The sequence below is a fragment of the Pseudoxanthomonas sp. USHLN014 genome, assembly GCF_037153335.1.
GTDB lineage: Bacteria > Pseudomonadota > Gammaproteobacteria > Xanthomonadales > Xanthomonadaceae > Pseudoxanthomonas_A > Pseudoxanthomonas_A winnipegensis.
The window spans coordinates 42,783-57,259 of record NZ_JBBCKO010000013.1 but is presented as its reverse complement, the minus strand read 5'-3'; the positions used below and the strand labels follow the sequence as shown (position 1 = coordinate 57,259).

The 14,477-nt window shown below is 70.3% G+C and carries 11 protein-coding genes; 8 read left to right on the top strand and 3 right to left on the bottom strand.

All coding sequences use genetic code 11. The features are described from left to right. The first annotated feature begins 185 nt into the window (after window positions 1-185). From WFQ05_RS18680 to WFQ05_RS18655, 6 genes are all read left to right on the top strand, one after another. Complete coding sequence (locus WFQ05_RS18680; protein WP_337054892.1) at window positions 186-1,487, top strand: NCS2 family permease; 1,302 nt, start codon at window positions 186-188, stop codon at window positions 1,485-1,487. 173 nt (window positions 1,488-1,660) lie between these two features. Then, window positions 1,661-3,091: an adenosine deaminase gene (locus WFQ05_RS18675; RefSeq protein WP_337054914.1), complete on the top strand. Its 1,431-nt coding sequence runs from the start codon at window positions 1,661-1,663 to the stop codon at window positions 3,089-3,091. Continuing rightward, window positions 3,088-4,227, top strand: a complete 1,140-nt coding sequence (locus WFQ05_RS18670; protein WP_337054891.1) for a nucleoside hydrolase — start codon at window positions 3,088-3,090, stop codon at window positions 4,225-4,227. Before WFQ05_RS18675 ends, WFQ05_RS18670 begins: the two co-directional genes overlap by 4 nt. 115 nt (window positions 4,228-4,342) lie before the next feature. Beyond that, window positions 4,343-6,709, top strand: coding sequence for a TonB-dependent receptor (locus tag WFQ05_RS18665; RefSeq protein WP_130530890.1), 2,367 nt, complete (start codon window positions 4,343-4,345; stop codon window positions 6,707-6,709). Window positions 6,710-6,970: 261 nt separating this feature from the next. Beyond that, window positions 6,971-7,990: a purine nucleoside permease gene (locus WFQ05_RS18660; RefSeq protein ID WP_337054889.1), complete on the top strand. Its 1,020-nt coding sequence runs from the start codon at window positions 6,971-6,973 to the stop codon at window positions 7,988-7,990. A gap of 4 nt (window positions 7,991-7,994) precedes the next feature. Then, complete coding sequence (locus WFQ05_RS18655) at window positions 7,995-8,924, top strand: glycerophosphodiester phosphodiesterase family protein (RefSeq protein ID WP_130515691.1); 930 nt, start codon at window positions 7,995-7,997, stop codon at window positions 8,922-8,924. A 38-nt stretch (window positions 8,925-8,962) separates the two neighbouring features. Here WFQ05_RS18655 and cysK read toward each other — a convergent pair whose 3' ends face one another. Both cysK and cysG read right to left on the bottom strand, forming a co-directional pair. Continuing rightward, entirely contained in the window at window positions 8,963-9,922 is a 960-nt protein-coding gene (gene cysK / locus WFQ05_RS18650) for a cysteine synthase A (RefSeq protein ID WP_130515693.1), read from the bottom strand. Between the two features lie 33 nt (window positions 9,923-9,955). Further along, a complete protein-coding gene (cysG, locus tag WFQ05_RS18645) occupies window positions 9,956-11,410 on the bottom strand; it encodes a siroheme synthase CysG (RefSeq protein WP_337054888.1) in 1,455 nt (484 codons plus the stop codon). Window positions 11,411-11,581: 171 nt separating this feature from the next. On the opposite strand from cysG, the gene WFQ05_RS18640 reads away from it, so the two are divergent. Together WFQ05_RS18640 and WFQ05_RS18635 are read left to right on the top strand one after the other, a co-directional pair. Continuing rightward, complete coding sequence (locus WFQ05_RS18640; RefSeq protein WP_130523274.1) at window positions 11,582-12,565, top strand: LysR family transcriptional regulator; 984 nt, start codon at window positions 11,582-11,584, stop codon at window positions 12,563-12,565. Between the two features lie 191 nt (window positions 12,566-12,756). Next, entirely contained in the window at window positions 12,757-13,032 is a 276-nt protein-coding gene (locus WFQ05_RS18635; protein WP_337054887.1) for a DUF4242 domain-containing protein, read from the top strand. Window positions 13,033-13,096: 64 nt separating this feature from the next. Here the strand turns inward: WFQ05_RS18635 and WFQ05_RS18630 are convergent, their stop codons facing one another. Continuing rightward, a complete protein-coding gene (locus WFQ05_RS18630; protein WP_337054886.1) occupies window positions 13,097-14,317 on the bottom strand; it encodes a GAF domain-containing sensor histidine kinase in 1,221 nt (406 codons plus the stop codon). Between the last annotated feature and the right edge of the window lie 160 nt (window positions 14,318-14,477).

Here is a 14,477-nt window from a genome sequence, read left to right as displayed (position 1 = left end):
TGCAGCATCGTCTGGCCGGCCGCGCGCCGGGTCCGACGCGGGAATCCGCCCGTGCCGTGATCCGCGCCGTGCAGCGCCCGCGCCGCGATGCCGCCCAAGCCGCACCCCTTCGCCACCGGACCGCTCATGCCCCGATTGCAGCCCGCCGCCATTGCCTCGCCCACCCCCGCACGGGGTGTCCGCCGGTGAGGGGCCGCGGCTTCGATCTGGCCGGCAACGGCAGCTCGGTGCGCACCGAGCTGCTGGCCGGGACGACGACCTTCCTGACGATGGCCTACATCGTCTTCGTCAACCCGGACATCCTGGGCGCGGCCGGCATGGACAAGGGCGCGGTGTTCGTGGCCACCTGCCTGGCCGCGGCGCTGGGGTCGGCGCTGATGGGGCTGCTGGCCAACTGGCCGATCGGCCTGGCGCCGGGCATGGGGCTCAACGCCTTCTTCGCCTTCACCGTGGTCGGCACGATGGGCTATGCCTGGCCGCAGGCGCTGGGGCTGGTGTTCCTGTCCGGCTGCCTGTTCGTGCTGCTGACCCTGACCGGCGCGCGGCGCTGGCTGGTCGACGGCATCCCGCTGTCGCTGCGCAGCGGCATCGCCGCGGGCATCGGCCTGTTTTTAGCTTTCATCGGCCTGCAGGGCGCGGGTCTGGTGGTGGACAGCCCGGCCACGCTGGTGACTCTGGGCGATCTGCACAAGGCCGAGCCGCTGCTGGCGCTGGCCGGGCTGGTGCTGATCGGCATCCTGGACGCGCTGCGGGTGCGCGGGGCGATCCTGATCGGCATCCTGGCGGTGACCGCCGCCGGCCTGGCGCTGGGCAAGGTGCACTACGCCGGGCTGCTGGCCTGGCCGCCGAGCCTGGCGCCGACCTTCCTCAAACTCGACATCGCCGGCGCGCTGACCCAGCACGGCGGCGTGGCCGCGCTGCTGCATGTGCTGCTGGTGTTCCTGCTGGTGGAGATGTTCGACGCCACCGGCACGCTGGCCGGCGTGGCCCAGCGCGCCGGGCTGCTGGATCGCCCTGACCAGCGCCAGCGCTTCGATCGCGCGCTGGTAGCCGACAGCACCGCGATCCTGGCCGGCTCGCTGCTGGGGACCTCCAGCACCACTGCCTACGTGGAAAGCGCGGCCGGCGTGCAGGCCGGCGGCCGCACCGGCCTGACCGCGCTGACGGTGGCCGCGCTGTTCCTGCTGGCGCTGCTGTTTTCGCCGCTGGCCGCGATGGTGCCGGCCTATGCGACTGCGCCGGCGCTGATCTACGTGGCCGGGCTGATGCTGCGCGAGCTGGTCCACCTGGACTGGAGCGATGTCACCGAGGCCATGCCGGCCAGCCTGGCGGCGCTGGGCATGCCGTTCACCTATTCCATCGCCAACGGCCTGGCGCTGGGCTTCGTCAGCTATGCGCTGCTCAAGCTCGGCACCGGACGCTGGCGCGGCGTGCACGTGGCGACCTGGGTGGTGGCGGCGCTGTTCGTGCTGCGTTACGCGCTGTAGCGCGACGCGGGGCGGTGAGGATTTCGCAAGACGTTTTGGCAAGGGGAGTCGTGCACGTGGTGGGAAGTAGAACAATCTGGGGCGTGATCGCCTGTGTGGCGCTGGTCGGCCAGGCCTCGGCGGCCGATGGCGGCGGCACGGCCGGCGCGCGCGAGGCGAAGGTGGCCGCGCTGATGCAGCGCGTGGCGGGCAACGGCCCGCAGCTGCGCGCCTTCCTGCAGGCCATGCCCAAGGGCGCGGACCTGCACAACCATGTGGGTGGTAGCAATTACGCCGAGGATTTCCTGCGCTGGGCCGACGAGGACCAGGGCTGCATCGCCCGCGACACCCACCAGCTGCTGCCGCCGCCGTGCGGCGAGGGCACGGTGCCGGCGCACGGCCTGGCCGCGCGCGATGCGGCGTTCTTCTCCGCCACGGTCGATGCGCTGTCGATGCGCAACTTCGTGCAGGGCAATGCGGCCGCCTCGGGGCACGACCAGTTCTTCAGCACCTTCGCCCGGTTCGGCAGTTCGCAGGCGCGTCGCCCCGACGCGATCGCCGCGACGCTGGAGCAGGCCGCGCGCGACCGCGTCAGCTATGTCGAGCTGATCGCCAATCCCGCCCAGTCGGCCGAGCTCGGCAAGCGCGCCGGTGCGCTGGACTGGAACGCCACCGACCTGGACGCCAACCTGGCGCCGCTGCAGGCCCAGCTGCCGGCCTTGGTCGAGGCGGCCAAGGCCGACACCGCCGCGCTCGATGCGCGCGTGGCCCAGCTGCTGCGCTGCGGCCAGACAGACGCCAGCATCGGCTGCGGCGTGCGCTATCGCTATGTGCCGTACGCACTGCGCACGCTGCCGGCGCCGGTGGTGTTCGGGCAGATGCTGATGGGCTATGCGGTGGTGCAGGCCGATCCGCAGCGCTATGCCGGGGTCAACATCGTCGCGCCGGAGGACAACCCGGTCGCGCTGCGCGACTACCGCCTGCACATGGCGATGTTCAAGCTGCTGTCCGCGCGCTACCCGCAGGTGCCGCTGACCCTGCACGCGGGCGAACTGAGCCTGGGCCTGGTGCCGCCGGCGGACCTGCGCTTCCACATCCGCGATGCGGTGGCCATCGGCGCCCGGCGCATCGGTCACGGCGTGGACATCGGTTACGAGGACGATGCCGCCGGACTGCTGCGACAGATGAAGGCCCAGCACGTGGCGGTGGAGATCAACCTGACCAGCAACGACGTGATTCTCGGGGTCAAGGGCAGCGACCATCCGCTGCCGATGTACCTGGCCGCCGGCGTGCCGGTGGTGCTCTCCACCGATGACGAGGGCGTCTCGCGCAGCGACATGACCCACGAATACCAGCGCGCGGTGACCGAGCAGGGCCTGGACTACGCCACGCTCAAGCAGGTCGCGCGCAATGGGCTGACCTATTCCTTCGCGCCGGGCCAGAGCCTGTGGGACGCGGACGGCCGCACGCCCGTGGCCGCCTGCGCCGGCTCGCTGGTTTCCGGCAGCGCCGATGCGCGCTGCAAGGCGCTGCTCGAGGGCAGCGAGAAGGCGCGTCTGCAGTGGCAGCTGGAGCGCGACTTCGTCGCCTTCGAGACCCAGCAGCTGGCCGAGGCGCGCCGATGAGCCGCCTCGCACGGGCCCTGGCGCAGGGCGCGCTGCTGCTGTCGCTGGCCGCGAGCGCCTCGGCGTGGGCGGGGCAGAAGCAGCTGGTGATCCTGGACGACGACCTGGACGGCTTCGCCCCGGCCCAGGTGATGGCGCTGCAGGCGCCCGATGTGCAGGTGCTGGGCCTGACCACCGTCAGCGGCAACGCCTGGGCGACCCAGGCCACCGCGCATGCGCGGCGCATGCTGGAGATCGCTGGCCATCCCGAGGTGCCGGTGGCGCAGGGCGCGATCGATCCGCTGGTCAACACCGAAGCGCAGACCGAGCGCTGGGAAGCGCTGTACGGCAAGCTGGTGTGGAAGGGCGTGTGGATGAGGCACTGGGTCGAGGACAACTTCCAGGCCGATCCCGATTACCACGGCCCGGAGGTGGTGCGCGATCTGAAGCTGGGCAATCCCAGCGTGGTCAAGGCCCGCGACGAGCCGGCGGCGCTGTTCCTGCTGCGCATGGTCCGCGCTTATCCGGGCCAGGTGACCATCATCGCCACCGGCCCGCTGACCAACCTGGCGCTGGCCCAGCGCCTGGACCCGCAGTTCGCCAGCCTGGCCAAGGAACTGGTCTACATGGGCGGCAGCCTGGAGCCCAAGCAGACGCGCGACAGCGAGGCGGCGCGGCAGTTCGCGCGCGAGTTCGTCAACACGCCGCGGCGCGAGTTCAACATCCGCTTCGATCCCGAGGCCGCCAGCATCGTCATGCGCGCGCCGTGGAAGAAGATCGTGATGGTGCCGGTCGATCCGTCCACCGCCACCGAGGTCACTCCGGCGCTGCTGGCGCGCATGCGCGCGGCCGACACGCCGATCGCCCGCGCGCTGGCCTCGCGCCAGACCGGCTTCCCGCTGTGGGACGAGCTGGCAGTGGCGGTGTGGCTGGATCCCTCGCTGATTACCCAGTCCGACGAGTTGATGGTCGATACCAACCTCGACCGCGGCGCCGGCTACGGCGACATCCTGTCCTGGAGCCCGCCATACGCGCCGGGCCTGGGCGAGCGGCGTCAGACCGTGGTGCGCAGCGTCGATGTACCGCGTTTCGAGGCGCTGATGGCGCGCCTGCTGACCCGGCCCCAGCCGCACGCGGTCGGCGCGGCGGTGCCCTGAATCCGGAGTTGGAAGCGGCAGGGCCACGGACGCGGCCCGGACGCTGATCGGTGCCCGCGCGCGCCGACGCGGCGGTGTCTTGGCTAGAACCCTTACCCACACAGGCAATCCCCACATGAACAAAGCGCTCCTTTCCCTTGCCGTCACGGCCGCGTTGTACGCGACCGCCGGCGCCGCCTTCGCCCAGGACGCCACCGGCACCGACGCCGGGCAGCGCAGCAGCGTCACCACCACCTCCAACACCACCAACTCCAACGCCACCCAGCGCGCGCGCCAGCTCGACGCGGTCAAGGTCACCGGCACCTCGCTGTCGCTGGGCGGCGGCAACATGCAGGTCCAGGACGCGCCCAAGGCCGTGTCCACCATCGGCCGCGAAGCCATCCTCAAAGCCGCGCCCGGCGCCAACTTCACCCAGATGCTGTCCAGTATCCCCGGCGCGACCTCGGCCACCAACGATGTGACCGGCCTCAACGATGGCCAGTTCTCCGTGCGTGGCTACCCGCCCGATGAGGTGGGCGTGACCGTCAACGGCGTGCCGATCAACGACTCGGGCAACTACAAGATGTACGCCACCGAGTACGGCGACACCGAGAACATGGGCGACATCACCGTCGAGCAGGGCTATCCCAGCGTGACCTCGCCGGTGATCGGCGCGGCCGGCGGCAACATCGCCTGGGTCACCGTCGATCCGACCGCCGAGGCGGGCCTGGACTTCAGCCAGAGCGCGGGCAGCAACGGCTACCACCGCACCTTCCTGCGCTACAACACCGGCGATACCGGCCCGCTGCGTTCGTGGATCTCCTACTCCAACAACGAGACCAGCCTGTGGCGCGGCACCGGCAAGTCGCTGGTGACCAAGGTCGACGCTAAGTCGGTGTGGACCATCGACGAGGACAACTCGATCACCGGCTCGCTGCAGTACAACCGCGAGTTCAAGAACAACTACCGCAACGTCACCAAGGCCCAGGCTCACCAGAACTACCACTTCGGCTACGACGGCAACTACAACCCGGCCGTGCCCAGCGCCTATGCCTGGATGCAGACCAACCCGTTCCGCAGCTGGATCGCCAGCCTGGACGGCGAGTTCACCCTGACCGACTCGCTGCACCTGTCCGTGGTGCCGTACATGGTCTACGGCTACGGCGGTGGCGGCAGCGGCACCACCCAGAACGAATCGGCCTATGGCGGCATCGACGCCAACAAGGACGGCGACACGCGCGATGCGAACGTGCCGATCTATCAGATGTACACCTCCGATACCTACCGTCCCGGCATCCACGTCAAGTTCAAGAAGGACTTCGGCCTCAACGACAGCCTGGAATTCGGCGCGCTCTACGAGCGTCCCCGCAACCAGCAGAGCCGCAACCTGATGCCCACCAGCATCGACGGCGATCCGTCCAACCTGTGGGGCCAGGACAACGAGGACATGCTGACCTATCCCAACGGCAGCGCCCTGCAGACCTACCGCTCCTACTCCATCACCGACACCAAGCGTCTGTTCGCGACCAACACCTGGACGCCCAACGACCAGTGGACCGTGACGCTGGGCGGCGCCTACACCTGGGTCAACCGCAAGGGCTGGTACACCAACCTGCCGGATTCGGGTATCGCGACGCGCGGCACCAGCCTGGGCGAGGTGACCGGCGAGGGTGAGGCCAAGTACAACAAGTTCACCCCGACCGGCGGCGTCAAGTTCCAGCTCGACGAGCGCAACCAGTTCTACTTCGGCATCGGCCAGGCCTACCGCGCCCCGATCAACACCGCGGCGCTGAACTACTTCTACAGCAAGGCCGCGGCCGCGGCGCTGGCCCAGCCCAGCGGCACGATCAAGCCCAAGCCCGAGTCCTCCTGGACCGCCGACCTGGGCTGGCGCTTCTACGGCGATCAGATCAGCGCGATGGTCGACATCTACAGCAGCAAGTTCAAGGACAAGCAGGTCAGCGGCACCGACCCGGTCAGCAAGGCCTCGGTCTACACCACGCTGGACAAGGTCGATGTGACCGGCATCAACGGCGAGGTCAGCTACAAGTTCAACGACAACTGGTCCACCTACGCCTCCTACGCCTACAACAAGTCGGAGATGAAGAGCGATCTGACCGTGGCCGGCGTCACCTACGACACCGACGGCAAGACCATGATCAACGCGCCCAAGAACGTGGGCTACGTCGCGGTGAACTATGACCAGGGTCCGTTCTGGGCCAGCGCCAACGCCAATGTCCTGGGCGGCATCTACGCCGACTGGGAGAACCGCGCCCACGCCGGCGGCTACACCACGATCAACCTCAATGGCGGCTGGAACTTCGCCGATGCGGGCTGGCTGAAGAAGCCCTACATCAAGGTCAACCTGTGGAACGTGGCCAACCGCAAGGCCTTCACCTGGGCCTCCAGCGTGACGACCTATCGCTCGGTCGGTACCGATACCTACCAGCTGCTGCAGGACCGCACCTTCATGGTGACGGTGGGCGGTTCGTTCGACCTGTAACGCCGGGGTGCCGCGCAGCCGCGGGCCACGGTCCGCGCTGCGCGTTTCATCGTCCGCGGGGCTTCGTCCCCGCGGACCCTGCGTCTGTCGCCCTGCCCGCAGGGCGGCAGAGGCGATGCGAGATCTTTCCACGCGCTCGATGGTCCGCTCCCAGCGCGTGATGCGCGGAGATCGTGACCTCGTTGCGTCCGCGCTTCCCGACGATCGGCGCCGCCTGTCCGGTCCGTGCGTCTCCTTCTCCTATTCCATACCGGAGGTCCTATGTTCCGTCCTCTGACCAAGCTCCTGCTGCCGGCGCTGCTCGGCCTGTGCGCCATGCCGGCGCTCGCGCAGAAGCCGCTGGCGCCCAAGGTGCTGGTGATCACCATGTTCGCGCCGGAGGCCGCGCCCTGGCGCGAGGCCGAGCGCTTCGACACGCAGGTGCCCGTGCCGGGCCTGTCGCCCAAGTACCCGACCGTGGACTGCACGCGCGCCGGGCTGTGCCTGATGACCACCGACATGGGCCTGGCCAATGCGGCCAGCTCGGTCGCCGCGCTGGTGGCCTCGCCGCGCTTCGACCTGCGCCGCACTTACTTCCTGATCGCCGGCATCGGCGGTGTCGCGCCGGAGCAGGGCACGCTGGGCTCGGCGCACTGGGCGCGCTACGCCATCGATGGCGGCCTGATGCGCGCGGTCGATCCGCGCCAGCAGCCGGCCGGCTGGTCGTCCAACCTGCTGATGCTCGGCGCCACCGCGCCGGGGCAGAAGGTCGAGCACCGCACCGGGACCGAGGTGTTCCAGCTCGACGAGGCCCTGCTGCAGAAGGCCTACGCCCTGAGCGCGGGCGTGCCGCTGGAGGACAGCGACGCGGCCGCGGCCTATCGCCTGCAGTATCCGCAGCCGGCCGCGCGCGCCGCGCCGGCGGTGAGCATCTGCGACAGCCTGACCAGCGACACCTACTGGCACGGCAGCCTGATCGCCACGGCGATGGAGGCTTACGTGCAGCTGACCACCGACGGGCGCGGCCACTACTGCATCACGCAGATGGAGGACAATGCCAGCCTGACCGCGCTCCAGCGGGGAGCCGAGGCGGGCAGGCTGCAGTTCGCCCGCGTCGCCCTGCTGCGCACGGCCTCCAATTTCGATCGCGAGGCGCCAGGACAGGACGTGGGCGCCTCGCTGTCGGCCAAGTCCGGTGGCTTCCTGCCATCCACCCACAACGCCTACCGAGTCGGGCATGCGTTGACCGAGGCCATCCTGGCGCACTGGGAGGCGTGGTCGCACGGCGTGCCGAAGGAATGACCCCATGCCTGCCAACCTCGCTTCCTCCCGCCCCCTGCGCGCCCTGTCGCTGGCGGCCCTGGCCCTGCTGATGGCCGCGCCCGCGCTGGCGCAGAGCCGCCGCCAGGGCGCCGAACTGCCTCAGATGCGACTGTCCCAGCGGCCGCTGATCGTGGCCCACCGCGGCCGCGCCACCCCCGACGGCGCCGAGAACAGCCTGGTGCAGATGCAGCAGGTGGCCAGCCACCAGATCGGCGTGGAAATGGACCTGGCCGCCAGCCAGGACGGCGTGCTCTACCTGCTGCACGACGCCACCCTCGACCGCACCACCACCGGCACCGGCCCGATCAAGGCGCAGACCAGCCAGGCGCTGGACGCGGTCAAGCTCAAGGACGGCCACGGCAAGCCGACCGACGAGGCCCTGCCGCGCCTGACCAAGGTCCTGGACTGGGCCGCCGGCGTGCCCGACGTGATCCTGATGATCGACCTGAAGGGCATCAAGGCGGCGACGCTGGCGCCGTTGCTGCGCGAGCGCAAGCTGCAGGACCGCGTGATCCTGCTGACCTTCGAGCGCGGCGCGGCGGCCGAGGCGCTGGCCAGTGCCGATGGCGCCATGGTCTCGGTGCTGATCAAGACCCAGTCCGACGCCAACTACTACAAGCGCATCGCCGCCGGCCGGCCGCTGGCGATGTACGTGCCGCAGGACTCCAAGAACAAGGTCTTCGGCTACGCCAAGACCGCCGGGGCGGTGCTGGTGACCGACGTGATCGACGGCGAGGGCGAGGACAGCGCGGCGCTGAACGCCAAGGTCGCCAAGCAGGGCTGCAAGGCCTATCTCGACTACATCGATGCGCACTACACCGACGTGCTGGTGACCAACCACCCCAAGTGCGCGGCGCAGACGCTCAAGGCCTACGTGCCGACCACGGCGACCACGGACAATGGGCCGCATTGAGCGGCCCGTTGCTGACTTCCTGACGCTGCGCGCGGGGCCTAGGGCAGCCCGGCCAGCCAGTCGTCGTCGCTGCCTTCGTTGATGTCGGCGAACAGCGGGGTGGAGAAGTAGCGCTCGCCCGTATCGGGCAGCATCGCCAGGATCACCGAGCCCGGCACGGCCTTCTCGGCCACTTCCAGCGCGGTGGCCAGGGTGGCGCCGGCGGAGATGCCGACGAAGATGCCTTCCTCTGCCGCCAGCCGGCGCGAAGTCTCGATCGCGCGCTCGTCGGTGACGGTATAGAGCTCGTCGTAGACCTCGCGGTTGAGCACCTCGGGCACGAAGTCCGGGGTCCAGCCCTGGATCTTGTGCGGCTTCCACTCATCGCCCTTCAGCAGCGCCGCGCCGGCCGGCTCGGTGGCGATGATCCTGGTCTCCGGGCGCGCGACTTTAAGCACTTCGCCCACGCCGGTCAGGGTGCCACCCGTGCCCCAGCCGGTGACGAAGAAGTCCAGGCGCTGGCCGGCGAAGTCGCGCAGGATCTCAGGGCCCGTGGTGTTGCGGTGATAGGCCGGATTGGCCGGGTTGGCGAACTGGCTGGCCAGAAACCAGCCGTGCTGTTCGGCCAACTCCTTGGCCTTGCGCACCATGCCGCTGCCGCGCTCGGCGGCCGGGGTCAGGATGACCTTCGCGCCGTAGGCGCGCATCAGCTTGCGGCGCTCGATGGAGAAGGTCTCCACCATCGTGGCCACGAACTTGTAGCCGCGCGCCGCGCACACCATCGCCAGCGCCACGCCCGTATTGCCCGAGGTGGCCTCGACCACCGTGTCGCCCGGCTTGAGCAGGCCGCGGGCCTCGGCGTCGAGGATGATCGCCAGCGCCAGGCGGTCCTTGACCGAGCCGCCGGGATTGAACGACTCGACCTTGGCATACACCGTGGTGTGCGCCGGCGCGAGGCGATGAAGCTTGACCACCGGGGTGCGGCCGATGGTGTCCAGGATGTTGTCGTAGATGGCCATGCGAAGACGTCTCTTCCGATTAGAAGGGTGGGATCAGGCGGCGCGCGACAGCGTGGGCGCGTCGATGTTGTCGGGATGTTGTGATGCCGGCGCGGCCAGGGGCGCATCGCCGTGCCAGTGCAGCGTGTGCGCCAGCGCGGCGACCTCGCCCAGGATCAGCAGGGCCGGCGAGCGCACCTGGTGGTGGCGCGCGGTCTCGGCCAGGTCGGCCAGGGTGCCGGTGACCACGCGCTGGGTGCGGCGCGAGCCGTTCTCGACCAGCGCGAACGGCGTGGCGGCGGCGCGGCCGTGGGCGATGAGGCGCTCGCGGAAGGTCTCCAGCCCGGCCACGCCCATGTAGACGGCCAGGGTCTGGCGTTCCTGCGCCAGCGCCTGCCAGTCCAGCGTGTCCAGGGAGTCGCGGCAGTGCGCGGTCACCAGGCGCAGGCCTTGCGCATGGTCGCGGTGGGTCAGCGGGATGCCCGAATACGCCGCGCAGGCCAGCGCGGCGGTGATGCCGGGCACCACCTCGAAGGCGATGCCGTGGGCCTTGAGGAATTCCAGCTCCTCGCCGCCGCGGCCGAACACGAACGGATCGCCGCCCTTGAGCCGCACCACGCGCCGGCCGGCGCGGGCGTGTTCGAGCATCAGCGCGTGGATGTCGTCCTGGCGCGTGCTGTGGCCCTGGGCCGACTTGCCCACCTCGATGCGGGTGGCGTCGCGGCGGGCCATGGCCAGCACCTCGGCGCTGACCAGGCGGTCGTGCAGGATCACGTCGGCCTCGTTCATCGCGCGCAGCGCGTTGAGCGTGAGCAGGCCGGCATCGCCCGGGCCCGCGCCGACCAGCGTGACGGTGCCGGCGTGGGCCTGGGTGGCGCTGGAGAGCGCGCGCTGCAGCTCGGTCTCGGCGGCCGCGTCCTGGCGTTGGCGCAGCAGCCGCGGCACGGTGCCGGCGAGCAGCTGTTCGAAGAAGCGGCGGCGCGCGCCCATCTCGGGGAAGCGCGCGCGGATGCGGGCGCGCTGCCGGCCGAGCAGGGCGACCAGCGACCCCCAGGAGTCGTCCAGCAGCGTCTCCAGCTGCCGGCGGATGTGGCGCGCCACCATCGGCGCATGGCCGCCGCTGGAGATGGCGATCTGCAGGGCGCCGCGCTCGACCAGGGCCGGCACCTGGAAGCTGGACAGCTCGGCGTCGTCGACCACGTTGGCCAGCAGGCGCCGCGCGGCGGCCGCATCGGCCACCGCGCGATTGACCTCGCCCTCGTCGGTGGCGGCGATCACCAGCCATACCCCGTCCAGCCAGTCGGGCGTGAAGCTGCCCGGCTGCCAGGCGATGCGGCCCTGCTCGGCCCACTGCGCCAGGCGCGGGGTCAGGGTCGGTGCGCCCACGTGGGGGAGGGCGCCGGCGTGGAGCAGGGCCTCGACCTTGCGCTCGGCCACCGCGCCACCGCCGACCACGCGGACGGCACGGCCACGCAGGTCGGCGAACAGGGGAAACAGGGCAGCGCTCACGGGCGGGTCCGGGTCGAGAGGGCCACGACGCTACGCCCGGCTTATGACGGTCGGAAATGACTTGCCGCTGCGTTCAGATAACCCTACGTTATAAGCAGTGGTGGCCGGAACACGTACATTCGTTTTCCCCATAAGCGGCCGCGCCGCACCTCGCCAGCGATCCTTCCGCAGATGACCCTGACCCAGCTCCGCTATCTGGTCGCCATCGCCGACGCCGACTTCAACATCACCCTGGCGGCCGCGCGCGTGCACGCGACCCAGCCCGGCCTGTCCAAGCAGCTCAAGCAGCTGGAGGACGAGCTGGGCTTCCTGCTGTTCGTGCGCAAGGGCCGCAGTCTTGAATCGGTGACCCCGGCCGGCGTGGAAGTCATCCAGCGCGCCCGCGCCGTGCTGTCCGAGGCCAACAACATCCGCACCTACGCGGCCAACCAGCGCCGCGAGAGCCAGGGCCAGCTGGTGCTGGCCACCACCCACACCCAGTCGCGCTTCGTGCTGCCGCACGCGGTGGCGCAGATCAAGCGCGCCTACCCGCAGGTCAGCGTGCACCTGCAGCAGGCGGCCGAGGCCGATGCGCTGGACCTGCTGGGCCAGGGCGATGCCGACATGGCGGTGATCAGCACCTCCGGCGACACGCCCGCGGCCGGCCTGGCCGTGCCGCTGTACCGCTGGCGCCGCCTGGTGGTGGTGCCGCGCGGGCACGCGCTGGACCGCAAGGGCGCGGCGCCCGACCTGACCGCCCTGGCGGGCCAGCCGCTGATCAGCTACGAGTCCTCGACCCGGCCCGGCTCCTCCCTGCAGCGCGCCTTCGTGCACGCCGGCCTGGAGCCCAACATCGCGCTCACCGCACTGGATGCGGACCTGATCAAGACCTACGTGCGCACCGGCATGGGCGTGGGCCTGCTGGCCGAGATGGCGGTCAATGCCGGCGACGCCGACCTGCGCGCCTGGCCGGCGCCGGCGGAGATCAGCGAGTGCATCGCCTGGGCGGTGCTGCCGCGCGAGCGGGTGCTGCGCGATTACGCGCTGGATCTGGTGCACGTGCTGGCGCCGCAGATCGACAAGCGCGACCTGCGGCAGGTGATGGATGGCAACCGCGAGCCGGACTGGCCGGTGCCGCCGACGTGGGAAGCGTTGACCCAGACCATCACGAGTTGAGGGTCCGCGTCAGCGAGCGCCAGGATGAACGCAGGCGCGAGCGACCAGACCGATCTCGAAGTCGTCATTCCCGCGCCTGCGGGATCCAGGCGAAAGTCCCCTTGCTGTTGCGCCGCGTCACGCCCTGTAAAACCGTGCGCGCTACGATCCGCCTCCCCCGCGTCCATGCAACGTCTTTCGAGGAGGCCATCGTGCCCAAGTACGTGATCGAACGTGACATCCCCGGCGCGGGGAAGCTGACGCCCGCCGAACTCAACGGCATTTCCCAGCACTCCTGCAGCGTGCTGCACGGGATGGGGCCGCAGATCCAGTGGCTGCACAGCTATGTCACCGACGACAAGATCTATTGCGTCTATATCGCGCCGGACGAGGCCAGCGTGCGAGAGCATGCGGCCAAGGGAGGATTTCCGGCCAATTCGGTTGTCCAGGTGCGCACGGTGATCGATCCGACCACCGCCGAAGCCTGATGCCCCTTCAGGGATCGACCCCAACGCGCCGCTGATCCGGCGCGTTGCTGTCCGCCAGGCCGGCTCAGGCCAGCGGCACCACCACCCGAAAGCGACTCCCGCGCCCCTTGCGCGTGTGCACTTCCACCGGATAGCCCAGCGTCTGCGCGGTGCGACTGACGATCCACAGGCCCAGGCCCAGGCCTTCCCCGTGCGGATTGGCCTGGCGGAAGGCGCTGAAGATCTCGCGCGCGTCCTGCGCGTCCATGCCCACGCCGGTGTCGAGCACCTCGATCGCCACCTGGTCGCCGTGGCGGAGGCAGCCGATCAGCACCGAGCCGTTCTCGGTGTACTTGACCGCGTTGCCGAGCAGGTTGCCCAGCAGCGTGGACAGCAGCGTGCGATGGCTGCGTACGCGCAGGGAGGTCGGGACATTGCGCAGGCGCAGACCGCGCTGCTGCGCCGGACGACGCCAGGTGGCCAGGATGTCGTCGAGCACGTCCTGCAGGGGCAGGTCGATCAGGTCGGGGCGGACCTCATCGCCGCCGGCGATCGCCAGGCTGGCCAGCTGGTCGAAGCCGCGGCTGATCTGCCCCAGCGAGACGCGCGCGTCGTCCAGCGCCGGCAGGGTGGGGGCGTCGCTGGGCAGGGTGCGGCGCAGCTTCTCCAGCGCATAGCCGGCGCTGCGCAGCGGCGTCTTGAGGTCGTGGCCGGCGATGGCCATCAGCCGCGCGCGGTAATGGTTGGCTTCCTGCGCCATGGCCAGGGTGCGGCGCAGTTCCATCAGGGCCATGGTCTGGCGCGCCAGGGCCTGCAGGGCGTCGAGCTGTTGCGGGCTGATGCTGCGCGGCAAGGTGTCGAGCACGCACAGCGAGCCCAGCGGCAGGCCGTCGGGGCTGCGCAGCACCGCGCCGGCGTAGAAGCGCAGGTACGGCTCGCCGCTGACCAGCGGGTTGCAGGCGAAGCGCGGCTCGGCCAGCGTGTCCTCGACCACCAGCACCTCGTCCTCCAGGATCGCGTGGGCGCAGATGGACGAGTGCAGCGGGGTCTGCTGCGCGCCCATGCCGACTTCGCTCTTGAACCACTGGCGGTCGGCATCGACCAAGCTGATCAGCGCCATCGGCGCATTGCAGATCAGCGCGGCCAGGTTCGTGATGTCGTCGAAGGCGGCCTCGCGCGGTGTATCGAGGATCGCGTAGGCGTGCAGCGTCTCCAGCCGCAGCGTCTCGTTGACGGCGCGCGGCGCGGTCGACGCGGCGCACTCCAGGGGCGGCGTGGCGCGCGGGGGCGGACTGACGGCTGACATGCGAAGAGAAGCTTCCTGGCGGAGGCGCTGCGCCGCGGCGGACGGCCGCAACGGGGCGGACAGAGTAGGGCGCGCCTCGGTCTGGGCCGTGAAGGTTCTTACACGGCCGCGTTGGCGCGTGGCCGCCGGCTTCGCACTTGCCGGCCGGAGGCTCTAGACT

Coding starts and splice junctions, on each gene's coding strand:
- WFQ05_RS18675 (WP_337054914.1), top strand. CDS start 1,661: ATGCAGCGCGTGGCGGGCAACGGCCCGCAGCTGCGCGCCTTCCTGCAG.
- WFQ05_RS18670 (WP_337054891.1), top strand. CDS start 3,088: ATGAGCCGCCTCGCACGGGCCCTGGCGCAGGGCGCGCTGCTGCTGTCG.
- WFQ05_RS18665 (WP_130530890.1), top strand. CDS start 4,343: ATGAACAAAGCGCTCCTTTCCCTTGCCGTCACGGCCGCGTTGTACGCG.
- WFQ05_RS18660 (WP_337054889.1), top strand. CDS start 6,971: ATGTTCCGTCCTCTGACCAAGCTCCTGCTGCCGGCGCTGCTCGGCCTG.
- WFQ05_RS18655 (WP_130515691.1), top strand. CDS start 7,995: ATGCCTGCCAACCTCGCTTCCTCCCGCCCCCTGCGCGCCCTGTCGCTG.
- cysK (WP_130515693.1), bottom strand. CDS start 9,922: ATGGCCATCTACGACAACATCCTGGACACCATCGGCCGCACCCCGGTG.
- WFQ05_RS18640 (WP_130523274.1), top strand. CDS start 11,582: ATGACCCTGACCCAGCTCCGCTATCTGGTCGCCATCGCCGACGCCGAC.
- WFQ05_RS18630 (WP_337054886.1), bottom strand. CDS start 14,317: ATGTCAGCCGTCAGTCCGCCCCCGCGCGCCACGCCGCCCCTGGAGTGC.